At 42.3% G+C, this 24344-nt stretch carries 20 protein-coding genes; 2 read left to right on the top strand and 18 right to left on the bottom strand.

The features are described from left to right. Positions 1 to 30: 30 nt before the first annotated feature. The 9 genes from RBB56_RS13445 to RBB56_RS13405 all read right to left on the bottom strand — a co-directional run bounded on the left by RBB56_RS13445 (position 31) and on the right by RBB56_RS13405 (position 11181). On the bottom strand, positions 31 to 876 hold the full coding sequence (locus RBB56_RS13445) for a carbohydrate ABC transporter permease (protein WP_306719483.1): 846 nt from the start codon (positions 874 to 876) through the stop codon (positions 31 to 33). A gap of 33 nt (positions 877 to 909) precedes the next feature. Next, positions 910 to 1797: a carbohydrate ABC transporter permease gene (locus RBB56_RS13440; RefSeq protein ID WP_306719482.1), complete on the bottom strand. Its 888-nt coding sequence runs from the start codon at positions 1795 to 1797 to the stop codon at positions 910 to 912. A gap of 24 nt (positions 1798 to 1821) precedes the next feature. Then, positions 1822 to 3141, bottom strand: a complete 1320-nt coding sequence (locus tag RBB56_RS13435) for an ABC transporter substrate-binding protein (RefSeq protein ID WP_306719481.1) — start codon at positions 3139 to 3141, stop codon at positions 1822 to 1824. Between the two features lie 132 nt (positions 3142 to 3273). Then, positions 3274 to 5001: a sensor histidine kinase gene (locus tag RBB56_RS13430; RefSeq protein WP_306719480.1), complete on the bottom strand. Its 1728-nt coding sequence runs from the start codon at positions 4999 to 5001 to the stop codon at positions 3274 to 3276. Next, positions 4961 to 5176: a hypothetical protein gene (locus RBB56_RS13425; RefSeq protein ID WP_306719479.1), complete on the bottom strand. Its 216-nt coding sequence runs from the start codon at positions 5174 to 5176 to the stop codon at positions 4961 to 4963. The genes RBB56_RS13430 and RBB56_RS13425 overlap by 41 nt, the downstream gene beginning before the upstream one ends. 57 nt (positions 5177 to 5233) lie before the next feature. Continuing rightward, positions 5234 to 6652 carry a phosphoglucomutase/phosphomannomutase family protein gene (locus tag RBB56_RS13420; protein ID WP_306719478.1) on the bottom strand — a complete coding sequence of 473 codons (1419 nt, stop codon included), beginning with the start codon at positions 6650 to 6652 and terminating at the stop codon, positions 5234 to 5236. Positions 6653 to 6673: 21 nt separating this feature from the next. Next, entirely contained in the window at positions 6674 to 9064 is a 2391-nt protein-coding gene (locus tag RBB56_RS13415) for a GH36-type glycosyl hydrolase domain-containing protein (RefSeq protein WP_306719477.1), read from the bottom strand. A 173-nt stretch (positions 9065 to 9237) separates the two neighbouring features. Next, a complete protein-coding gene (locus RBB56_RS13410; RefSeq protein ID WP_306719476.1) occupies positions 9238 to 10254 on the bottom strand; it encodes a dipeptidase in 1017 nt (338 codons plus the stop codon). Positions 10255 to 10263: 9 nt separating this feature from the next. Next, positions 10264 to 11181, bottom strand: a complete 918-nt coding sequence (locus RBB56_RS13405) for a carbohydrate kinase family protein (RefSeq protein ID WP_306719475.1) — start codon at positions 11179 to 11181, stop codon at positions 10264 to 10266. A gap of 492 nt (positions 11182 to 11673) precedes the next feature. Between RBB56_RS13405 and RBB56_RS13400 the strand changes: the two genes are divergently transcribed. After that, entirely contained in the window at positions 11674 to 12435 is a 762-nt protein-coding gene (locus RBB56_RS13400; RefSeq protein WP_306719474.1) for a DUF6062 family protein, read from the top strand. Positions 12436 to 12438: 3 nt separating this feature from the next. Here the strand turns inward: RBB56_RS13400 and RBB56_RS13395 are convergent, their stop codons facing one another. Then, the gene (locus RBB56_RS13395) at positions 12439 to 13044 is read right to left on the bottom strand and encodes a TetR/AcrR family transcriptional regulator (RefSeq protein ID WP_306719473.1); all 606 of its coding nucleotides are present in this window, start codon (positions 13042 to 13044) and stop codon (positions 12439 to 12441) included. Positions 13045 to 13278: 234 nt separating this feature from the next. Between RBB56_RS13395 and RBB56_RS13390 the strand changes: the two genes are divergently transcribed. After that, positions 13279 to 13677 carry a hypothetical protein gene (locus tag RBB56_RS13390; RefSeq protein WP_306719472.1) on the top strand — a complete coding sequence of 133 codons (399 nt, stop codon included), beginning with the start codon at positions 13279 to 13281 and terminating at the stop codon, positions 13675 to 13677. Between the two features lie 166 nt (positions 13678 to 13843). On the opposite strand, the gene RBB56_RS13385 is transcribed toward RBB56_RS13390, so the two are convergent. The 8 genes from RBB56_RS13385 to RBB56_RS13350 form a co-directional block, all read right to left on the bottom strand. Then, complete coding sequence (locus tag RBB56_RS13385) at positions 13844 to 14875, bottom strand: LacI family DNA-binding transcriptional regulator (RefSeq protein ID WP_306719471.1); 1032 nt, start codon at positions 14873 to 14875, stop codon at positions 13844 to 13846. 2 nt (positions 14876 to 14877) lie between these two features. Then, complete coding sequence (locus RBB56_RS13380) at positions 14878 to 16449, bottom strand: alpha-amylase family glycosyl hydrolase (protein ID WP_306719470.1); 1572 nt, start codon at positions 16447 to 16449, stop codon at positions 14878 to 14880. 43 nt (positions 16450 to 16492) lie between these two features. Then, entirely contained in the window at positions 16493 to 18094 is a 1602-nt protein-coding gene (locus tag RBB56_RS13375; RefSeq protein ID WP_306719469.1) for an alpha-amylase family glycosyl hydrolase, read from the bottom strand. A 17-nt stretch (positions 18095 to 18111) separates the two neighbouring features. Further along, a complete protein-coding gene (locus tag RBB56_RS13370) occupies positions 18112 to 18957 on the bottom strand; it encodes a sugar ABC transporter permease (protein WP_306719468.1) in 846 nt (281 codons plus the stop codon). Further along, on the bottom strand, positions 18954 to 20384 hold the full coding sequence (locus tag RBB56_RS13365) for a carbohydrate ABC transporter permease (RefSeq protein ID WP_306719467.1): 1431 nt from the start codon (positions 20382 to 20384) through the stop codon (positions 18954 to 18956). Before RBB56_RS13365 ends, RBB56_RS13370 begins: the two co-directional genes overlap by 4 nt. A 79-nt stretch (positions 20385 to 20463) precedes the next feature. After that, positions 20464 to 21729, bottom strand: coding sequence for an extracellular solute-binding protein (locus RBB56_RS13360; RefSeq protein WP_306719466.1), 1266 nt, complete (start codon positions 21727 to 21729; stop codon positions 20464 to 20466). 249 nt (positions 21730 to 21978) lie between these two features. Beyond that, positions 21979 to 23409: a MocR-like pyridoxine biosynthesis transcription factor PdxR gene (pdxR, locus tag RBB56_RS13355; RefSeq protein ID WP_306719465.1), complete on the bottom strand. Its 1431-nt coding sequence runs from the start codon at positions 23407 to 23409 to the stop codon at positions 21979 to 21981. 5 nt (positions 23410 to 23414) lie between these two features. After that, on the bottom strand, positions 23415 to 24269 hold the full coding sequence (locus RBB56_RS13350; protein WP_306719464.1) for a DUF2225 domain-containing protein: 855 nt from the start codon (positions 24267 to 24269) through the stop codon (positions 23415 to 23417). Between the last annotated feature and the right edge of the window lie 75 nt (positions 24270 to 24344).

Raw genomic sequence — 24344 nt, 5'->3', positions numbered from 1 at the left:
CATAAACTGTAAGGTAATAAAAGCATCAACTCATCCCTTCAATGCTCCTACCGTCATCCCTTTGATGATATATTTTTGTAACAGAAGATAGGTAATAAGGAGGGGCATTATAATCAATGACACTGAGGATGCCATCAGTCCATAATTCGTTCCTTCCTGAGAAGTGAGCAGGCTAAGCAGCACTGTAACCGAATACTCCGGCTTTCTTTTCAGGAAAAAGGATTGCGTAAATAAATCATTATAACTCCAGACAAAAGAAAAAATTCCTACCGTTGCCAGAGACGGTTTACTCAAGGGCATAATTACTTGAAAAAAAAGTTGAAAAATATTGCTCCCCTCCATATAAGCTGCTTCTTCCAATTCCAGAGGTAACGTTCCTATATAGCCTTTCAATATTACGATGGCAAAAGATAAATTCCCTGCAATCTGCGGTAGAATGACCGCAAGTAACGATTTAGAAAGCTGATCGGTGTTAGTAAGACCCATGACATTCATCATACGTAGAACCGGCAATATTGTGGCAAAAGCAGGAAACATCATTCCTGCAATTATCATATTATTCAAAAACCCCTTCAGCCTGAAATCATATCGTACGAGCACATAAGCTGCAAGACTTGCCAACAAAATAACAGCAACAGCAACGGTGGTAGAAATAATAAGACTGTTTCTATAGGCCCCCAAGAGATTAATTCGCTGAAAAGCGGTGATATAGTTCTCGAGAGTAAAACTTTCACCGATAGGAAGGGAAAAGGAATCTGAGTGAATAGTCCTTTTATCCTTGAATGAATTCATGACAATCCAAAATAACGGATATACGGTCGGTACTCCCCATAAAACCAGCACGAAATAGCTGCCTATTTTCCCGACAAAAGACATATATGATTTATTTCTTATTCTTATCCCTCCCTTCTAGTAATCTTTTTCGCGAAAAATAATGTTCACTACTTTAGCCGCAAGTACGCCTAACAATACAATGAGAACGGAAAGAGTGGAGCTATAGTCTACGTTATGGGATTCAAAGGCATGATAATACATATATGTCCCAGTCAACCATGTACTGTTGCCCGGCATTCCTTTGGGAAACATCACCCACGGCAAATCGAAGACCTTAAGTGCCCCTGTTACTGCCAGCACACAGCAGGTACAGATGACATTATGCAGTAGAGGAAGGGAAATATAACGTACTCTCTGAAGCTTGTCCGCACCATCTATAAGTGCCGCCTCATACAACTCCGTTGAAATATTGCGGAGTCCCGTCGTCAGTATAATGAAGTAAAAGCCTACATATTGCCAAGTAATAGGAATCATCATTGTAAGCATCGCATGCCGTACATCCTTAAAATCGATAAGCTTCTCTACTCCGAGTATTTGAAGGAACTGATTTAACATTCCTTTGTCGTAGAGAAAAATCAAATTGAACAACAGCCCTAATGCAGTAGCAGATATCACAATAGGGAAAAAATACACAGCTCCAAAAACATTCTGCCCTCTTTTCACATTGTCTGCCAGCAATGCAAGACAAATAGCAATGACCAGTTGCCCTAATAATGTCATTATAATTATTTTCAATGTATTAATTAGGGCAACCTTTACATTACCATCCCGCATCAATTCTATATAATTTGTATACCAAGGATCATTCCATCCACCTGGCACAGCACCGAGATGATTCATTTCTTTAAAACTGTTTATGATGTTTTGAATAAAGGGGTAATAAAGAAAAACGGATAAAATGGCAAACGCCGGAACGAGAAAAAAAATAATGGATTTCTTATTTCGATAGATATTAGAATTCATGACTTCATCCTCTTATACTGCTAATTACTCTTCCTCCTGTCCTGTCGAAATCAAGTCGATAAACTGAGCGACTGCATCCACTACTTCCACCTTGCCCGTCACAATATCAGGCATTGCATTGAATATCGGAACTCTCTGTCCTTGGGTAACTTGATCCTGAACAGCGGAAGACATCCCTGTTGCCCCTTCTACCATCTTAAGTCCTGCCATAGCTAAAGAAGATAAATCACTTCTGTCCACCTGTGTGCCGTTCTTTAATGCAGTGGTCGATATGGATGCGAACTTCGTTACCATATCGTCCGTCGTCATATAGGTGATAAAGTCCACACACGCTTTCTGCTTCTCCGGGTCTTTCCATGCTTTCTTCGTAATATACCATCCGGAAGACAGACCCCCGATAATATCTGTGGATTTACGATTGTCCTTAGCAGGAACATAGGTCACGGTGAAATTATCAACATTATCGGTAGATTCCTCAATACCTCCTACCTTCCATGTACCATCGATCAAAAAAGCTGCCTTGCTGTCCACAAAAAGCTGGAACGTCTCCCCGTCAGTAGCTGACAACGTATTCTCAGGCAGATACCCACTTTCATATAGCATCTTCATATCTGTTATTCCGTTCAGCCATGCCATTCCTTGCTCATCATCAATGGCTTTCGGAAGTATTTTATGCGAGGAAGACTCCAGATAGTTATAAATGCAGAATTCAAACCAGTAATGGGGAACCTCTGCAAAAGATGCCGCAATAGGAATATACCCCGCATCTTTTACTTTCTGGCAAATCTCCATAAATTCATCCCAAGTAGTATTCGGTCCGGGTATTTCCACTCCTGCCGCTTCACAAACTTGCTTATTTACGAATAAACCTTCCCAATAGCCATTCATTGGCACCGAATAATTCTTACCATCCACCATCGACGCCCCCATCATGCTATCTTGCATATTAGACGCATAATCAGGATATACGGATCGAATCTCATCGATAGAAACAACCTTCCCTCCCTCTACAAAGGGATTGGAATCCACGCCGTTAAAATAAAAAAGTATGTCCGGCTCAGAACCCATCTCAAAATCAGAGATAATTCTTGCCTTAAAAGTCTCTACCACAGTACCGGAAGCGTCATTAATGATATTACCCGTCTCTGCCTGCCATTCGGCAATCGCCTCCTGATAATGCTGAGCATTTGTGTCTTCACCTGCAAAGGTAGTAGTTACATTCAAGGTAACCGGTCCTATCGGCATGCCATCCGGCGTCTGTGTTGTCTCAGCCGTAGCACCTTTACATGCTGCCAGCGAAAAAGCCGCCACACCTGCAAGTAACACCAATAACATTTTTTTCATTTTGAAACCTCCCTTGTTTTACATAAACAAATAGATAAAACGATTTCCCCTAATATATGTTTCAAAATATTCTATTTTTCCCACCATCTATATTCTACAAAAGATACTGGTGTCGGAAAATTGTCAGATTTGCTATTTATTGTCTTTTATTGTTGTTGTATCCATTTTGACAATAATTTTACTTACTGTTTCGTTATTTTCGTCATTTTTAACAGTAAGTCCGCACTCATCTCCGTAAATAATCTTAATTCTTCGATTCACGTTACGCACTCCCAGACTGGCAGAACTAATTTCATTCGGCTCAGACTCAGTGTCTAACAACGCAACGATCTTCTCCTCGCTTTCCTTAGACAACGTTCCCGTATTGCGCACCTCGATGATCAGTTTATCTTCCTGCGCAAACACATTTAATGTTACCCGCGCCCGCGGCTGTCCTATAATACCATGTTCCACCGCATTTTCAATGATGGGTTGTATGATCAGACGTGGAATCTTCACGTTGAATAGACTATTATCCACATTCCGCTCCACGTTCATACGCTCTCCCAGACGCTGGGAAATAATGAAGAGATACGCATCTACATAGGACAGCTCCTCTACCAACGTAACAAAGCGCCGATGTCTTCTATCCATCGTCGCCTCCAGCATAATGGACAAGTTCTCTATCATCTGGCTTACCTTGTAATCTTCATTAATTCGTGCTTCCCAATTGATAATCTCTAACGTATTATTAAGAAAATGCGGATTGATCTGTGACTGTAGCGCCATAATCCTGGCATCCTTCAGCGCCAGCTCCTCGGAGTAGATTGTCTCGAACTGATGCTTCAGCTTCTCCGACATGCTGTTAAATGCATCTGTAAGATATTGAAATTCCTGGCTATTACCCGCCCCCTCTATCTGATATCCAAACTCGCCTTCCTCAATAATATGAGATGCCTTAATCAGGCCTTCTATCGGCTTGGTAACCTTTCTGTGGAAGAAAATAGAGACGATAGCAAAAAGCGGAATCATAAAGGATACAAAAAAAGCAAATACATATGTTATCGCCGCCGTTTCGTCGATAATCAATTGTCTATCCAGACTAATTACATACCCCATATAATGAATATCAGGCTTTCTTATGGCATAGGCATAATACTCCCCGCCTTCTTGAATCAGTCTGGCATTACGGCTTCTTGTCTTGAAGTTCTCCATATTCACCTGCATTTCACTATCCAGCGACTCCACCAGAAGCTCTCCATCCACGTAAATCTGACTGTCCGTATATCCCCATGTGCTCTCCAGGCTTCCGAATAAACTTTCCTGATCCAATTCCATTACGATCACTGCAAATGGATGGTAAGAGGAATCCATCATATTTCTTATCATATAAATATGACCCTCCACATTCAGCAGCTTTATATCCGTATCTAACTGCGGATAGATTTCCATCACCAGAGGATGTACCTTCGCCATAAAGTAAAGATTATTCCTATATGCCAGGTTATTTGCGCTTCCTGACTGCGAGGTATAATACGGCTCGTCAGGATGTTCGGTAAAAAGCAAAGTCGTATACAAAAAGTGATCATCATAACGATAGTGTTGTTCCAGAAAGCGAATCACTTCTCCATAAAGAGCAGTCTTGTTCCCATCCTTCATATACTGCTGCCAACTTTCCTTAATCGTCGGAAGATAGGATGCATTACGCGACGCAGTAATAGCTGCACTCATCTGCATTTCACATATCTTCACCGCGTTATCCGCAGAAGTGACGATCGTCCTCTCCATCTGCTTATTTATCTTACTTGTCGTCACATACAACATCGCATAAGCGATAATACTAAGGGGCAGCGCCCAGCATAAAATAAGAACAATTATCATGCTCCATTTCAGCGGCTGCTTCTTCTCTTCTCTCTTCGCTCTCCGGCTCGCTTTTTTTTCGATTATTTTCTCCGCTAACACATCCATCCGATAGCCCCCACTTCTGCTTCGTTCCTGTTTCATCTATATCCGTACCATAATAGCTTCCTTCTCTAGTGTAACAAGGTATTCTCATAGAATCAAGAAAAGACTGCCCTACAGGCAATCCTTTCTCATTTTATTCCATATAAGTCTATTGTTCTAATCCCAGGAATTTCTCATAGATATCACAAACTGCTTTCGCCTCTTCCAATGTAGGCATCTCACAGAATACCCGAATAAGAGGTTCCGTTCCTGAGAACCGTCCGACTACCCATCCACCGTTTTTGAAATATACTTTGCTTCCATCCAGATAAGATACTTTTTCCACTTCAAAGGGAAGTTCGGGAAGCTGCTTATCCTCCATGAGAAGTTTATGCATCTGCTCCTTCTTCTCCTGCGTGAACTTATAATCCCTCTCATCCATAAAGATATAACCGCATTCCAACTCGATCTCTCTATAAATATCGGATAACTTCTTGCCTGTTACCGCGATCATTTCCGCTAAAAGTGCTGCTGCGTAAATACCATCCTTACCATGAATATGACCACGCACCGTAAGACCGCCGGAGGACTCCCCTCCTATAATCGCACCTGTAGCATTCATTTTCGAGGAAATATGCTTGAAGCCTACAGGAACTTCATAGCATTTCTGCCCGAACCGCTCAGCTACCTTATCCAACATGTGGGTAGTCGCGATATTACGTACGACCGGTCCCTCCCAGCCTTTATATTTTACTAAGTAGTAATATAAAAGTACAAGGATATCGTTAGGATGTAAGAAACGTCCGGTATCATCAATAACACCGATGCGGTCAGCATCTCCATCCGTAGCAATTCCAATATCCGCCCGGTAATCGAGCACTGCGTTCTGCAAAGGGCGAAGTGTAGATACCGAAGGAGACGGGAGTTTGCCACCGAACAGAGTATCGTGCCTATCGTGAATGGTAATTACTTCGCACCTCGCCGTATGGAGTATGGTAGAAAGAGAGGTCTCACTCACGCCGTATAACGGGTCAAGCACTACTTTCAGACCACGCTCTCTTATCGCTTCCATATTGATCGCAGAAATAATATTATCCAGATATTCATTCAAAGGGTAAATCTCTTTGATCAACCCCTTTTCAAGAGCATCTTCATATTCTATTTCTTTCACGTCATCCGCGGAAATCTTTTCAATGTATTCCTCGATGTCCTTCGTCTGTTCCTCATTCGCGTCCCTGCCTCCGGCCGTGAATACCTTTATTCCATTATAGATTGCCGGGTTGTGACTGGCAGTGACCATCATTCCATAAGGAAAATCATGCTGCATCGTGTAGAACATAATAAGGGGGGTCGGTGATGATTTATTGATTAAATATGCCGTAATCCCTTCGGCAGCGAATACACGTCCTGCCCACTGCATCGCCTCTTTTGCAAGGAACCTTCTGTCGTATCCTATTACAATCCCCTTATCTGCTACCTGTTCCGCTTTCATTTTATCGCTGAGAGCCTTTGCCATCAATTGAATATTGGCCCTTGTAAATTCATCCCCTATTACAGCACGCCATCCGCCTGTTCCGAACTTAATCATTTCTTCCTCTCCCTTCTTTTGTTAGCCCATCACTACTTTTACGCGATTGGTCGTTCCTCTATCCATAAGCGGAATGCGCTCTACCTTTTCCCCATTCAGATAGAGCTCCTTTACTCCCTTCATCACACCGTCAGGATTTACTACTTCGATCTGATAATCGGTACCTCTCCACTGTCTCACCATGGAGAATTCTTTCCAATCTGCCGGTACACAAGGATCGATTTCCAGATAATCGAACTGAGGTCTCATACCGAGGATATATCTCGTTGCGGAGAAATAAGCCCAGCCGCCCGTTCCTGTCATAAATGGATGTCTCGCCCTACCATGTGCCGTATGGTCGCGTCCCATAATGAACTGGCAATAGGAATAAGGTTCTGCCTCCCTGACTTCTATCTTATCATTCTGATAATAAGGACATAATGCATCGTAGAATTTCATCGCACGGTCACCGCGTCCTAATTTACATTCAGCCGCCCATGCCCACGGATTCGGATGAGAGAATACCGCTCCGTTTTCTTTCACACCCGGATATACTCTCGTTACAAAACCGATGTCATCATCCGGTACCGTATAGGAGGGTGCATTTAACATAATTCCCCACGGTGTATAGAGATATTCATCCACGCTGTCCATAGCACGAATTCCCTTTTCCCTATCCGCAGCTCCTGACAACACTGCCCATGAGTTAGATTCCAGATGTACCTTTCCTTCTATATCTAAATGCGTGCCGATCTTTTTGCCATTTTTAGTGATACCGCGGATAAACCAATCTCCATCCCATAACACATCATTGCACACCGTCTTTACCGTTTCTGCCATTTCTGTATATTTCTTAACTTCTTCGTCCCTGCCCAAATATTTAGCAAGCTCAAGAAAGTTCTCGATTGCCCAGTAGTGAAGGAATGAGACCATCGCACTTTCACCGCCTCCAAGATTCAAGCAGTCATTCCAATCCGCACGAAGCCCTTTACAAACGCCTGTTGCTCCTACCTGTTTCGCGGAAAAATCCAGAATCTTCATCATATGCTCGTATACGGTACCTTCGCCGCCATCCGCATAAGTGATGACTTCATCCACAAAATCCTTCTCTCCGGTTTCTTTTATGAACTCTACAATAGAAGAAACAAGCCATAAAGCATCGTCAGAACATGCATCCTTAAGACCATGTACAATATTATCCTTGTCCGGCGATGGAATAACGGTCGGCGAATTAAAAGGCTTCACTTCCACATCCGGCTCAAACCATTCCGGCTGGAACAGATGCAGTCCATATCCTTCTGACACAAGACCGCGCAACAACTCTACAATACGCTGTCTGCATTTCTCCGGATTGGAATGAGGAACTGTCATCGCATCCTGTGCGGTATCCCGGTATCCCAGCCCCACACGTCCGCCTACTTCGATAAAAGAAGCAAACCGTGAGAACATTACGTTAATTTCTGCCTGATATAAGGTCCATGTATTGATTAATGTGTTCATACCTTCGTTAGGTGTATGAATCTGCAGTTTCTCGAATTTATTATTCCAATATGCCCTCAAATCTTCATATACTTTATCCATAACGGAAAGGTCGCTGTATTTTGCTTTGATTTCTTTGCCTTCTTCTCTCGTACCCTCTCCCAGCATAAATACAACCCGGACTTCCTCACCCGGCTGTAATACTATATTTTTCTGCAAGGAACCACAGTGATTGTTACCGAGTTCATAAGAACCGCTGCACTGTCCCTTCTCCACTGCTATCGGATTATCTTCCGTATGGTACAGCCCTATGAACTTATCTCTCAGGCAATCATAGCCATCGGGGTCGAAGTTGGATGCAAAATACTGGTAACCGAACTCTTCATAGAAAAGGTCGTGCTGAATAATTCCATCTTCATAGGAAGAACCCGCACAATATAAACTCATCTGGAAGTTCTGATTATCGATCATAATATGATGGAAGGAGAATTCACAATAAGAAAAGAGACTTAAGTTTCTCGGCTTATCATCCTCATTCTTAATCGTCACATCCCATAATTCTACCGCATCATTCAGCGGAACCACCAAAGTCTGCGTCGCTTTAATCTTGCTGTAATCACATTCATACACCGAATAAGACATACCATGACGGCATGTATATTTCGCCTCGTCCAAAGACTTGGCTACCGGCTGCCATGAAACGCTCCAGTAGTCCTCACTATCATTATCTCTTATGTACACATAGTGTCCCGGCCGGTCCATGGGAATACTGTTTCCCCGAAATCTAGTTACTCTGTGATATTCCGGCGTCTTATAGAACATATAACCGCCCGCGGTATGGTTCACTACTGCGCACATATCCTGTACGCCGAGGTAATTGGTCCACGAAGTGGGAATATCCACTCTATCAATTACATATTCTCGCTTCTCGTTGTCAAAATGTCCGTACTGCATCCACTCATCCTCCTAGTCTCATCGCATATCCCCGACTGATGACGGAGGATACACCCGTAGCTTTCTATATCTTAGATTATATATCGCGAAATGAAACGGGCACATTGCTAAGTATGTTAATATTTGTATTTTGTTGTTCGTTTCCTTTCATATGGTAAAATATAGAAATTACTTTATAATAGTTCTTTATAAATGCTCAGTACATTGCCATGAAAGATCTTTTCCACATCGCTTTCCCGAAAACCTGCTTTCATCAAGGCATCTGAAAGCATGGGAAGATACGAATAATCCGGCAATTCTCCATGGCCCTCTATACCATCGAAATCACTCCCCAGACCAAGGCAGTCAATGCCGCCGACATTCGTGATATATTTCGCATGTTCCACAATACTCGCAATGGTACCCGGGTCAGTTTCGCTTTCTGACACATCCGTCAGAAAATCAGGACAGAAATTAAGCCCTATTACACCTCCCCGAAGCGCCAATTTCCTTATCATATCGTCCGTTAGATTCCTCACCCAGGAGCATATCGTTCTCGCATTGGAATGACTTGCTACAAAGGGCTTATTTGTAACGGAAAGTACATCGTAAAATCCTTTATCTGACAGGTGAGAGACATCGATAATCATCCCGATCCGTTCCATTTCCTCTACAACTTCCTTACCCACCTCGGTAAGCCCGTTTTTCATATCGGCAATTTTATAAAAGGGAATCTTCGTATTCTCCTTCTTTTCTCCCTCATAGGATCTCTTATTTATATTGGGATGGCCGATTTCATTCACATAGTTCCAGGTAAGTGTCATCATCCGTACTCCCAGACGGTACAAACTTCTTACATAGGCAGTATCTCCTTTACAGACTGCCCCTTCCTCTACCGTAAGAAGAGCCGATATCTTCCCGTCTCTCTTATTTTGTTCAATGTCATTCCAACAAAAAACAGGGGCAATGATGTCCCCGTTTTTTTTAAGCTCCATATAATAGTAATCTGCCATGCGTACAAACTCTTCAAAGGGGTTATCCACTTTCCCCTTGTCAATAAAAATAGCGAAGTTCTGAAGCAAAGCATCCCCCTTTTTTAACTTCTGTAAATCGATATGACAATGATTTCTCAGAAGATCTTCCTCTCTTTTTTCTTTGGCCATTTCATATAGCTTAGAAATTGTATCACAATGCATATCTACAGCTTTCACTCTTCCATCCTACCTTCCGTCCCGCCAAATCAAGTTGCGCCACTGCACAATCTGCTCCTCCGTCATGAATCCATTGGACGTCCCCATGAATCCTATCTTATAAGAGGCGAAAAGAAGGGCATTCTTCACCGCGAACACGGAGTCCTTCGTCTTATTATAGAAATGAAGGAAACAGGAAAACAGTGCATTACCGGCACCTACCGTATTCACAACGCCATGTGTTCTCACGGTATTATAGTGGGCAATAATATTCTTATTCTTATCATATAATATGAGTCCCTCCGCACCCTGACCTAAAATAATAATTTCCGGACGATATTTCGCTGCCAGAGACTTCACGAATTCATATGGCTCTTCTATAAGATGATCATCACTTACATATAAGATATCAGCCGCTTTCAGATAATCTTCGTTATAATGAATTTTATTCTCATTATACTCTCTTATATTAACTGCGATCGGTTTGCGAAGCTCTTTCCCTATCTCAATCAGCGGACGACAGAAATTAGCGTTGGAAAGTATGAGCATCTCCGCGCGCGCCGCCCTCTCCTTGAATAAATGCAAATCATATTCTATATCTCTTAAATCCTTAATATCTTCGAAAACCTGCTGATTCCGATTATCATCATAAAATACAACAGCCGTAGGTGTATGATAGAGTCTCGGCAATATGTAATCGGTCTCAAGCTTTACTTCACTGTCTTTGGGATTAATAAGCTCCATACTATCCGAAATTCCTATCATAGACATCAAGTCCACGGAATTACCGAGCCACTTAAGAGCCAGGGATTCGTTATATGCATCTCCTCCCGTATTGATAAAGATTGTATTCGGCTTATTCGTTACTCCTGAGTATTCGATGGGGATTTTATCTACCTTTACTATCGTTTCCTTCTGTACAATTCCCGCCACTAAAAACTTGCTCATACATACCCCTCCCAACCTATCTTCTTCTTTTATGTTTTGTAAATGCGTAAATCTACTGAATAGTTAGTTACTGTTCACACCTATGGTGTTCACAGCAACAATATCACACAAATTGCACAAAGAACATGCAATTTGGCGCCCGAAGCACTTGCAAAATCGCATAAAAATGCCAAGATAAAGCATTTGGCATCGCGATTTTGACTTCGCGGAATAGTGGCTGTGAACAGTAATAATAGTTAATACAATTTTATCATATTTTTTTATAATAAGCGACAATTATTGATTTTTTCATGTATAATAAAGGAGTTATTGGTAACAGTTCAGACAGGTCTGCGCATTTGCTGCGCTGACCGTAAGAAAACGTAAATGCTGCTGGCAAAAATCCCATCGCCGTAGGCGATTCTCATGGATTTTTGCATGTAACAGTGAAGGTATCTGAACTGTTACAATTGTTGGTTATTATATACACCTTGGATTTGGAGGCTTTGAACGATGAAAGAAAAATTATATACTATCCCTTTAAACGATGCGGTAAACGAGGGGGATGAATGTCCATTTTGCCTTGTGGAACGTAATGTGGAACAGGATCTGCTCGATTTCGTACTCGGATCCGGATCTTCCTATATGGAAAGCGATATACGAAGCGCTACGGATAAAGCAGGCTTTTGCAGAACTCATTTCAAAAAAATGTTCGATTACGGTAACACCTTGGGAAACGGTTGGATTCTGAAAACTCATTATCAGCAGATGACTCAGGAAATGGAGGAGCAATTCAAGGCTTTTACTTATAAAAAATCTTCCTTTAGAAGCAAGCTTAAAAAGAACGAAGGACGTCAGAATCCTATCGGCATTTGGGCTGCCGAAAAGGAGGCTTCCTGTTATATTTGCAAACAGTTCCAGGATACTTATGAAAGATATGTGGATACCTTTTTCATTATGTATCAAAAAGATAGTGAATTTCGGGAAAAAATTAAAAAAAGCAAAGGTTTCTGCCTTTCTCACTTTGGAGATTTATGTGAGGCCGCTGAAAGCAAACTCAGCGATAAAGAAAAGACGTCCTTCTATCCGGAAATGTTCTCCCTGATGGAAGAAAACATGAACCGAATGGCTCAGGACGTCTCATGGCTCGTCGAAAAATTCGATTATCGCAATCAGGATGCCGATTGGAAGAATTCCAAGGATGCCGTCCAGAGGGGAATGCAGAAGCTAAAGGGCGGTTATCCGGCCGATGCTCCCTACAAAATGAATAAATAAGCTTTACGGATGATAGGACAAATTCCTTACCATATGTAAATATCCATTTATCTCTTCCGCCATCATATCTGGATGAAAGGAATCCTCTAAAAAGCTCTTCTTCATCATACCTTGAATCGTATAATCTATGGATAGCGATATCATTGCCGGGTCGGCCTCCTCACGAAAGCGTGACAGGTCGGCCTGTGCCAAAATACCTTCTATCGTCTCCTTTAACACATACTTCTTCTCCTCTGTGGCAAGCAGTGCCTCTTTCACATTCTCATAGGGAATACTATCGATAAATTGCTGCATATAAGGATAATTCTTCATCACTTGCAGCTTCGCCCCTTCTATCTGCTCTCTCAAGAGGAAAAAATCATTCCCCTTCTTACTGACACGCGTAGAGAGCTCCAAATGCATAAAACGTACACTATAGTCATGGAGAAACTCATACAACCCAAGTTTACTTATAAAATAATGGAATAACAGCCCCTTACTAATACCAGCCTCCGACACAATATCATCGGTGCTGGCATGTTTATAACCGTTCCGAGCAAACACTTTTAGGGCTGCATTGATGATTCTATCCTGTTTTTCTTTTTTTATGTCGAAAAATTTCTCATTCACCGTATTTTCCAAATCCTTTTCCTATGCATATGTTATGATGTCGGGCAAAAAATATTTTGCCATTGACTTTATTAGTCATACTTTAATATAGCATATTCCCCTTTTTACTTCAATAAAACTGCCTCTTTTTATTTTAAGAAAAAAATAATGGTTTTTTTATACATATTCTCTTTTCATTTTGAGAGAATAGTATTAATATAGTGCTATAACCGCGAAATTGAAAGGAGTCAATATATGGCAAAAAAATTTGGTAAGTTATTAATGTTTACTGCTGTCGCAGGCGCTGTTGCAGCCGGCGCTTATTACTATTTTCAGAATAAGGATGCTTCCTGTTGTGACGACTTGGATGACGATGACTTTGATGACTTTGGTGACGACCTCGACGGCGGTAGCGACATAAAGGATAGCATGCGCAATTATGTAGATTTGGGAGCAGAGAAGGCTACGGATGCCGCCGATGCTATAGGCGAAGCAGCGCAGACTGCAGCAGATACTCTGGGTGATGCGGCACAGACTGCGGCGGATACCGCAAAAGATACTGCTCATGCGGCAGTAGAGGCTGTAAATGAAGCAGCCAAAACAGCTGAATCGAAGGTAGAGGAGTTTTTCGATGACAGCGATAGCGCACTGTAATGTAGTAAGGATTTCATTATGTAATTTAACACTCTAGTTCTATACAACAATAAAAGCTTTATTGAGTCACACTTTATGATGTGACATCAATAGAGCTTTTGTGTATACTTTATATCGCTTTTGAAATTCTTACGATACTATATTCTTCGTTTTCCCGATTCACATATCATTGTTTCATCCTCTTAATGCTATCCCTCACCACCAGCTCCACCGGAAGCTTCGTATCCTTTTCCTCAATGGGTTCATTTCTAATCATCTGCATCAGGCGGTTCACCGCAAGCTTCGCTTTCTCCGTTACATCCTGCCTGACTGTGGTCAGCATGGGACGGCAGGTAGAAGCAAAAATATTATCATCAAATCCGCAGATGGAAACCTGCTCCGGTACGTCGACACCGATATCCCGAAACGTATTGACAACATCAGCCGCATAAAAATCCGATGCGAAGCACAATGCCGTATATTTATGAAGATGAGTCTTGGCAAACTCCTTGAAATACGCTTCTCTCTCCTTTTTACGATAGCTGAATACATAAAAATCATCTTTACTGGAAAATTGTATTTCATGTTTCTTCATGATATTCATGAACCCTTTCAGTCTTTCAGCATCTACACCAAAAGGATATTGTTCATCGAGCAGGAAGGCAATACGCTTGTGTCCCTGCTCAATCAAATGTTCAGCGACTAGCTCGCCGCCCCGTTTATCCTCAAGCCCTATGTTGATGAATTTTTCGCCGCCTTCTTCAAAGTAAGTATCGATAAATACCAAAGGAATATGCGTATTTTTCATATAGGTGGAGCAATCCCAGGGCGCACAGCCCTGCAGTATTATCCCTTCAACGTTCCATGCGTCCACCATTCTCAAGCTCTCTTCCGCAGAAGAACTGGTATATAATATCATGAAATAACCTAATTCCCGGATTTCCTGTTCAAGTGCACCAATCAACTCACTGAAAAATGGATCCTGCACAGCATTTTTCTCTTCCCGTCTGGTATAAGTCATAATCAGCACAATCAATCTTGAGCCATTTTTAGCCAGCAACCGTCCACCCATATTGGATACATAGTTTTCCTGTTTTAAGATTTTCTGTACCTTTGCAAGTGTATCAGGCCTCATTTTATTCGTATGACCATTGATGACGTTGGATACTGTACTGGGGCTCACTCCAGCAATCTCGGCAATCTCTTTTATCGTAGGCATTATCAGTCCTCCCTGACCGTAAAATATGCTGCACTTTCCCCTTCCATCTCAATCCGATCCTGTCCGGCGCTCACCTGTCCGCACTGGTAAATCAATTGATCCGTTCTTAATCCTTCAAGAGGAATTATGCGCTCTTCCTTCGAAGGGTTAATTGCCACCAGAATCTTAACGGAGTCATCTTTTCGCCCGCTTCTGCCTTCTCTTAAGTAGACCAGCGATTTGCCGTCCGTCCCATCCTGAATAAAGGTAACAGAAGCATAATTGTGCAGACTCTTATACTCTTTGCGCAGTCTGATTTGCTCTTTCACCGTGTGATACAGGGAATCCGGATCTGACATCTGAGTCGCCACATCAGGATAATCTTCCTCCGGGTCTACCGGCAGATATAAATCCTGTGTTCTGGCGCTGGAAAAACCGGCATTTAAGGTTCTATCCCATTGCATGGGCGTACGTGACCCTGTTCGTTCATATCCTCCCTCCACGGACGGAAGTTCTTCCATATAACGCATGCCGATCTCATCCCCATAATAAATAAATGGCGCACCGGGCATGGATAGAAGAAATGCAAAAGCCAGCTTAAGTTCTCTTTCACTCAAATGCCTGGATATGCGTGCCATATCATGATTGCTTGACGGGATACAGATAAGTCCCCTATCCCCGGCCTTTTTGCTGACCATCTTATAATAGGGGATAAATTCCGACAGGTCTCCCTTGCCTGCAAAATAAGGATGGTCACGGAACAGGTCATTATAATGAGAAGGGCCGAAATGCAGAAGAAAATCCATATGAAATCCTGCTTCAATCGATCGATCAGGCTCACCCCATTCGGAGATGATTACCGCTTCCGGAAATTTAGTATCGAGTCTTCTTCTGATCTCCTGCCAGAACTTAATGGTTTCTTTACCATCCTCATCATTCTTAATCATCGAATGAGCCATATCAATTCTGAATCCATCACAGCCCATAGAAAGCCAGAATTCCATAATATCCCACATAGCCTCTTTGGTAGCACGAGCATCAGGATGCTCAGGGGAAATTTGCCATGGCTTATCCGGATCAGGCTCCGCAAAACCATAATTGAGAGCAGGCTGCGTGGTGTAAAAGTTTACCGCACAGGTTCCCCGCTCGCATATACCATTTAAATAACCGGTAATATTCTTCATGCCGGCAAAGTGTTCCCATGGATTTTCTGTCCAGATATATCTTCCTGAATATTCATTTTTCTTTTTTTCCATAGACCTGATGAACCATTCATGATCGATGGATGTATGGCCGGGCACCAGATCGAACAGTACCCGTATACCTTTTTCATGAGCCTTCTTAAACAGGCGCCTGGCATCCTCATTGGTTCCATATCTGGGCGCTATTTTACAGTAATCCGCAACGTCATACCCCGCATCATAAAATGGAGAAACAAAGCACGGATTGATCCAGAGCGCATTGCAGCCCAACCTGGCAATATAATCCAGTTTCTCTATAATCCCGTTCAAATCTCCTATTCCGTCCCCATCCGTATCATAAAAGCTTTGGGGATATATCTCATAAAAGCAAGCTTGCTCAAGCCATTCACACATACCTTTGCGTTACCTTTCTTTATCTGTAACTGTTCAGTTACCTTTATCTCATAATTACAATGGAGTACGGCGGGAGTGTAAGCATCCCCTCGTTATATACTGCCTCTTCTTGTGCGGTGTATAATCCATCACAAATCTCAGCTTCCAGATCCAGAGAAATCTGCTCTGTTTCGCTTCCAAGATTATATACAAGATAGACCTTTTCCTCTCCCAATGTGCGCATGAGCAGGCTGACCTTATCCCCGCCTTCTATCGCAAGCACTGATGCTCTTCCTCCTGCGATTTCAGGATATTTTTTCCTAATGTGAATCGCACTTCTTACATATTGCAGTATCGATTGATCATCCTGAATCTGCTCATTCAGCGGCGGAAATTTATGTTCAACACTTTCGCTGTTTGGCGGGGGATAAGGCGTTCCTTCACTCCGTCCATCTGTCCACCTCATCGGTTGTCTCTTGTTTTCATCAATTCCCGATCCACTCATGCCGATCTCCTCGCCATAATAAACAAAGACATTCCCGGCCTGCATAAGATTCATGCCCCATGCTGTTTTGATCAGTTCCGGCTGCTGACGCATAATGCCTACCGCCCGAGCCGTATCATGATTGGTAAAAAACGGAGCATCCACCCCATTGGGATTATGGGCGTGAATTTCCTCTTCCATCACCACTAGTGCATCGGCATAATCAGAAGCCTTCTGGGACTTTAACAATAAAGACTTTGCCAGCTTTCCTTCCGCCATGGCAAAAGGAAAATTAAAAAAGCTGTCCAAACCGCTGTCGTATAACTGATAAAGAGCTATACTAGTATCCCATGCTTCACCGACAACGTAGGTGTCCGGGCGGATGGATTTTGCTGTTTCATTGACCCATCTCATAATCTCCATATTTTTATCCTGATTACCCGTTTCATATTCCCTGACCGCATCCAGGCGAAGTCCTGATACTCCTTTATTTAACCAAAATTCCATTACCTTTTCAAGTTCTTTTTTAAGTTCCGGATCATCAAGATTCAGATCAGGCATACCGCTCCAGAATTGGCATTCATAATACCACTCCCCCGTAGCCTTCTCCCACCTGCCGTTCCCCTTCATCTTGGAGAAATGATAATAGGAAACATAAGGATTATCTTCTTCTCCGGCAGCTAACGCCTCCTTGGCCTGAATAAACCAATCATGCTCTGAGGACGTGTGATTGATAACAAAATCCATCATGACCGCTATCCCCCGTTCATCGCATGCCTCCATGAATCGATCGAAATCCTCAATCGTACCATAAGCCGGATCAATAGCATAATAGTCCGTAACATCATATTTGTGATAGGTAGGCGACGGATGAATCGGCATCAGCCATATCCCATCAAAGCCCATATAGGATATATAATCGAGCATCTGCGTTATTCCGTTGATATCCCCAATACCGTCCCCGTCCGAATCATAAAATGAATAGACAAATACTTCATACCATGTACGGTTTTCATCCACCGTCTGCACCGTCTCCGTATCGGAAATAAGTTCATGAACATTATTCTTCCAGGAAGCTGTCTCCTCATACCCATAAGCAATATTCTTCCCACACCCCGAAAGCAAACATACTACACAAAGCAAAACCGCCACTCCCCGGCTTGCCGATAATTTATCTATCAATGGCTTTCCTCCTGTCTTTAACCTTTCACCGATCCTCCCGTAACCCCTTCCACATAATTCTTCTGCATAATGATAAACAATATGGCTATAGGAATGGAGACAAGCACCGCACCTGCACAGAATCTGGTGTAATATTCGTATATATTCTCCCGCTCAAGGAACCGGAACAGCCCAAGAGCAATGGTAAAGTTTTTATAATCATCCTTCATGATAACACTGGCCATAATGAAATCAAGCCACGGCGCCATAAATGTTGTCAGCGTAATATAGGTCAGGATCGGTCTTGACATAGGCAGCGTAATCCGCCTGAATATCTGCCAATTACTAGCCCCGTCAAGCTTTGCCGCTTCATCGAGCGCCTTGGGTATCGTATCAAAGAAACCCTTGGCTATGTAATAGGTCAGACCTGCCCCGCCCGAATACACGAGAATCAAACCGATCAAGCTCTTATCCAAACCTATGATCTTCAAAAGATGATAAATAGCTATCATGCTCATAAATCCGGGAAACATACCCAAAATTAGCACAATATTCATCAGGGGACGCCTTAACTTAAACCTCATTCTTGAAAATACATATGCCGTGAATAGCACGAATATGGTGGAGATCAAACAGGAGCATGCCGCTACCAGCAATGTATTATTAAACCATCGTGGATAATTGAACAGATTGGTCTCTGTAAATAAACGGGTGTAATTAGAAAATGTCAGCTCTTTCGGAAATATATATCCGTCAAGCCACGCTCCTTTTTCTCCCCGAAATGACATCAACACAAGATATAAAATCGGAAGAATCCACACCACGGATAAAAAGGACAAGATAGCATAGATAATTCCATTGCTGATTTTCTGTTTGCTTTTCATTGGAAAACGTCCTCCTTCTTTGCTGATGATGTGATGTTAAAAGTAATCAGTGATATCCCCGCGCAAATGGCAAATGCGAAAATTCCTATGGTAGATGCCAGGTTATAATCCTGAAAATCTACTGTAAGCTTATATAGCCATGTAATCAGCAGATCCGTACTCCCCGCCTGATAATAATTAAGCGATAGCGGCTCTCCCCTTGTCAGGAAAAAAATAGCATTAAAATTATTAATATTTCCAATAAATTGGGTGATTAAATACGGGGTTGTAATGAACAACATATAAGGCAGTGTTATTTTTATAAACTGCTTTACAGGTCCTGCTCCATCGATTTCGGCAGACTCATATAAATCCCGGGGTATATTCATTAAGATGCCGGAAGTGATTAACATCGTATGAGGAATTCCTACCCAAAGGTTCACCACAATTACGCTGATTCTCGCAAGCGTAGGCGTGCTTAAGAATTTTATCGGGGTGTTGGTCAGATTAAGGACATCCATAAGAATAACATTTAACACACCCTGATCTGCCAAAATCTGCCGCATGAACAACAATGTAACAAAACCCGGCACAGCGATAGAAATAACAAAACATGTACGGAATACAGACTTAAACCTAATCCCTTTTTTATTGATCATCAGTGCAACAATCATACCAAAGATATAATTTAAAAAAGTGGAACACACCGCCCATATCAGTGTCCAGCCAAGTATGCCGGAAAATGTGCGGGATTTCACCGGACTCTGCCAGAATATGTCCTTAAAGTTCTCCAACCCTATCCAGGTAAATAAGTTACCTGGCGACTGATGAAACCGGTCAAAATTGGTAAAGGCAAGACAGATCATGAATACCACTGGAATCACAGTAAATGCCATGACTCCCAGCGCCGGTAAAAAAAGCATGGTAATGTGCAGTCTTTGATTCAGAAAACTTTTTAATTCTTCTTTAAATGACAAGGCCTCTCTTCCGCTTTTAACACGCTGCTCCGTTTGGTATGCTGAATTTATGCTGGATATGTAAAGAACAATGAGCAGGATTACTAGAAAAATGGTGAGAATACTGTAAAGCAGGATTGCCAGCGAATTATCTCCCGGTGTATTGCGATAAATCTGGCTGGCTTCATCCCACACCCTATAAAATTGATTTTCCCCAAGGGTATCGATATGTTGGATATATTGATATCCAAAACCAAAAAAATAGTAAAAGAAGCTTATTTGTGCCGCTAAAAACAATAGTCCTTTTATAATCTGTCCGTGAGCAATATTTCCAAAGCCCATGATCAGAAAGGTCAGCTTAGTCTTCCAACTGCCCTTTACCAGTGCATTACGCAGATTGGAAAATCCTCCTGCTATTGTTCTTCCTGAACTGCGCAATCTTTCTGCCACTTTGGAAGTAATACCTTTGTTTTTTTGCTGTGTACTTGACATAAGAGTTCTCCTCTAATAATAGAAACCCTGAGAAGCAAGCCAGAGAGGCAAGCTTCCAGGGCCTGTGTTTATTCCTTCCTTAATTCATCTCTATCTGTGATACCATGTTATCGAGCAGCTCCTGCAAGGATACAGAATAATCCTTAGCCTCCATCGTAGCACCGAATGCTTCCGTTGGCGTCCAGAAACCACCTAAAACATCGTTTTGAGGAAAAGCAAACTGGCTTTGCAGTGCAAGGGCAGAAATCGCAATATCTTCTTTTATACTCTGGCTTTCTCCTGCTTTAATATTAGAAGGTCCAAGACCTCTTACTTCAAAACGTTTGATCTGATTTTCTTCATTTGTCAGATACTCTGCAAGATCCATCGCTTCTACCGGATATGCGGTAAGGCTGTTGATGCCAATCAGCTTATATCCGCCGAAGGACGCCATCTGTACCTGTTTATCACCGCATGTGAATTCAGGCAGTTTTGTCGCCGCATAGTTTTCTCCCAGAGTTTCCTGCATTGCACTTGCATTCCATGTTCCGGAAACTCCTGCCGCAATGGAAGTTCCCATTCCACCCTGTAAAATGGAATCATCACCTGTAATAAATGCATCATTTGCCGTAAACTCTTTGATTGCTTCCGCTACCTCAAGTCCATTCGCATTGTTGAAATCACATCTTTGTTTGCCATCCTCTATCCACAGCTTACCGCCGTTTCCAAGGAAGAACGATGCGATATACCATCCGTTCGATACGTCCATGAATACCTTTTTGCCTTTTTCATTCGCAACTTCCATCATCTTATTCAGCGATTTTACATCATCTTCACTGAATATACTCTTATCATAGTACATAAAATAGCCATTGTCTGCCGTCATGGGATATGCATATAAGATACCGTCCATACTCGCTGACTCTACCGATCCGGGTACATTGTTGGCAATGATTTCTTCTTTATTTCTGGTAATCTCATACAAGGCCGATGAATTCACCAAGTCTCTTAATTGGTCGTTGGCAATGCTGAATACGTCAGCAGCCGCAGCAGGATCTTCGCTGTATCTTGCGCGGGCATCGCTTTCGCCAACCACACCGAATTCAAATTCATATGTAGTCTCAGGATGTTCAGCCGCAAATGACTGGCACATATCCTGAATCAGCTCCTGGTCATCCTGACCTGCCCATACACGCAGCTTAACCGTACCGCCTGCCGCCGGTGTGCCTTCATCGGCTGTTCCTTCTATCCCCTGCGTTTCACTTACCCCAGCCGTCGGTTTGTTTTCCTGTGTAGTCTGAGAGCATCCCGCCAACAGTGTAATACACATACACAATGTCAGCATTACCGGTATTACCTTTTTCATATTCATTTTCCTCCTTCTGCTATCCCTGTTTCATATTATATTCAATATGTGTTGGGTAACATTTACAATTTTATTTTTAATAATTGTATGGTAACACGTAACACTAACTAATTCAATATATGTTTTAACCTAATTCTATATTTTATATTTGTACATTTCCACAAATAATTTGAATTTTCATTCTATAGAATGAACGATTTTACATTTTAGTATAGAAAGATCTTTTCTATACATCAAAACAGCCCGGAATCACTTCCAGGCTGTTCTTAATGTTTTTATTCCATCTATAATCTGATCTTTATTTAAGGCTGCATATCCTAAAATCACCGTATTGTGTTTATCTTCCGCATCCCCCGATCCCACATAAGCCTCCGATAACCCATATACCTTAATATTTACGGATGCCGCTGCCTCCAACAGCTGTTTCTCACTCCATCCTCTTTTACTTCTAAGCAGGATGTGAAGGCCCGCTCCCTCTCCCGATAGTTCGAACTCTTCTTCCATATCTCTCAACTCATTTAAAAGCAAATCATGCTTTTCCCTGTATATCTTCCTCATTTTATTCAGGTGCCGTTCGAAATGCCCCTTTTCAATGAATTCTCCTAGTATATGCTGATCGATGCGAGATACTGTGGAGGAATAGAAATAGCACTGCTTTTCATATATTTCTAACAATGGCAGGGGGAGTACCATATAGCTGATACGAATGGCTGGCGCAATGGACTTGGAAAAGGTTCCGATATAAATTACCTTTCCGGCCCAGTCCGAAGCCTGTAAGGAGGGCACCGGTTTTCCTTTGAACCGAAACTCACTATCGTAATCATCCTCAATAAGATATCGATTTTCTTTCTCCTCTGCCCATTTGAGAAGCTCCATTCGCCTTCCTATCGGCATAACGATTCCTGTGGGATATTGATGGGAAGGCATTACATAAGCCACATCCGCCCCACTTCTTTTCAATCCATCTACACTCATACCATAAGTATCCAACTCCACAGGGTTAATTTGATAAGCAAAGGAATCGAAGATACGGTAAGCCCTTTTATAGGTAGGGTTTTCCATAGCAATTTTCACATGTCTTCCCAATATTTTCTCTAAGAGCATTAGCAGATAGTCGTTGCCGGCACCTACAATAATCTGCTCCGGCAGACAGTTCACACCTCTGGAGGAATGCAAGTAACGGCTGATAATTTCGCGCAGCTTCAAATCGCCCTTCACAGAACCGGAGGCGAACATTTCACTATTGGCATCCACGAGAATATTTTTTGTTATCCTTTTCCATGTAGCAAAAGGAAAAGCCGTCATATCGATAGCATTCGGAGAAAAATCAATAGAAAACCGGCTTTTTTCAAATCTGTTTCTATGATTTTCCTGTGCCTCCTTCTCCTCTGCCTTCTTTCTGTCTCTTTCTTCCTCCAGATCAAGCAGCCCTTCGATCTCACATACGAAATAGCCGCGATAAGGTCTCGACTCGATATAGCCTTCGGAAACAAGTTGTTCATAGGCCAGGTCGACCGTATTTCTCGATACGGTTAGAAATTCAGCCAAAGAACGTGTAGAGGGAAGCCTCTCACCTTTCAGAAGCTTCCCTTTCCTTATCTCACGCTTAATATGTTCATAAATCTGTTCATAGAGATGCTTAGTGCTCTCCTGATTCAGTTCAATAGTTAAATCGTTCATCGTCTCTATTTCGCCGCATTCTTCACTCTGATTTCCTTGATGATCTGTTCCTTTAAATCGCGCGCCTTATCTTTCATACGCGGATTCACACTAGGAGAAGCGATTACTTGGGAAATGAGCTTCGATGCCACGTCATACTGTTCGAATCTGGTGGCAATCACCGATATAAGATAATCCACCGTAGGCTCATCCATACCGCACATCGGGAAGTTCTCCGATTGTCTTGCCGCCAGGAAGCCATCCAAAGCATTTTTCAAGAATTCCTTTTCCTGAGCATTTACCTTTTTCTTCTCTTCTTCATAATTAGGAGCCTTTTTATCCAGAGCTTCGCCCTTTCCTCTTAAAAGCCATGCAGTTTTCAAACAAATATAGGCCTTTTCGCTCGGCTTTGCCATCTTTACAATCGCATTGGCAAGTGTCAGCTTATAACGCTCCAACGCTTCGTCATAAGTATATATATCCTTCTGTACCGTAATCGGCTTGAATTTACTGGAAATGATTTCCTTAATTCTCTTAGCCTGCGGTGATGTGATAAATTTAAAATATCTGCTGAGCGCCGCATATCCGCAGCTCGGACACATAATAATATCATATTTCAACAGGTCCACATGCTCATACTTAGGACGTAAATCCATATCCGTACCGATTAGCTTCGCTTTACCAATCTTTACAGTTCTGGATTTGAATTCTTTATCACAAATAGGGCAGGTAAATGTTTTGTCGAATAAAAAGTCCTGTTCCTGAATAACCTGCTCTTCTGCCGTCTTCGCTGCCGCTTCCCTTTTCGGCTTTTCATACAAATCCATATTTTCCAGGCCGCTTAGACCAAATTGTTCTAACCCTGATAATAATCCAGACATACTAGACCTCCAATTATTTATACCTTGTCCGCAAGCGGCCACGGTATGTTTTTTGCACACTCGCTTTGCTCGGTG

It is taken from the genome of Kineothrix sp. MB12-C1, from assembly GCF_030863805.1.
In the GTDB taxonomy this organism is placed as follows: Bacteria; Bacillota; Clostridia; order Lachnospirales; family Lachnospiraceae; genus Kineothrix.
Note: the sequence above shows the minus strand (reverse complement) of the source record. Positions and strands in the feature narration are given on the sequence as shown.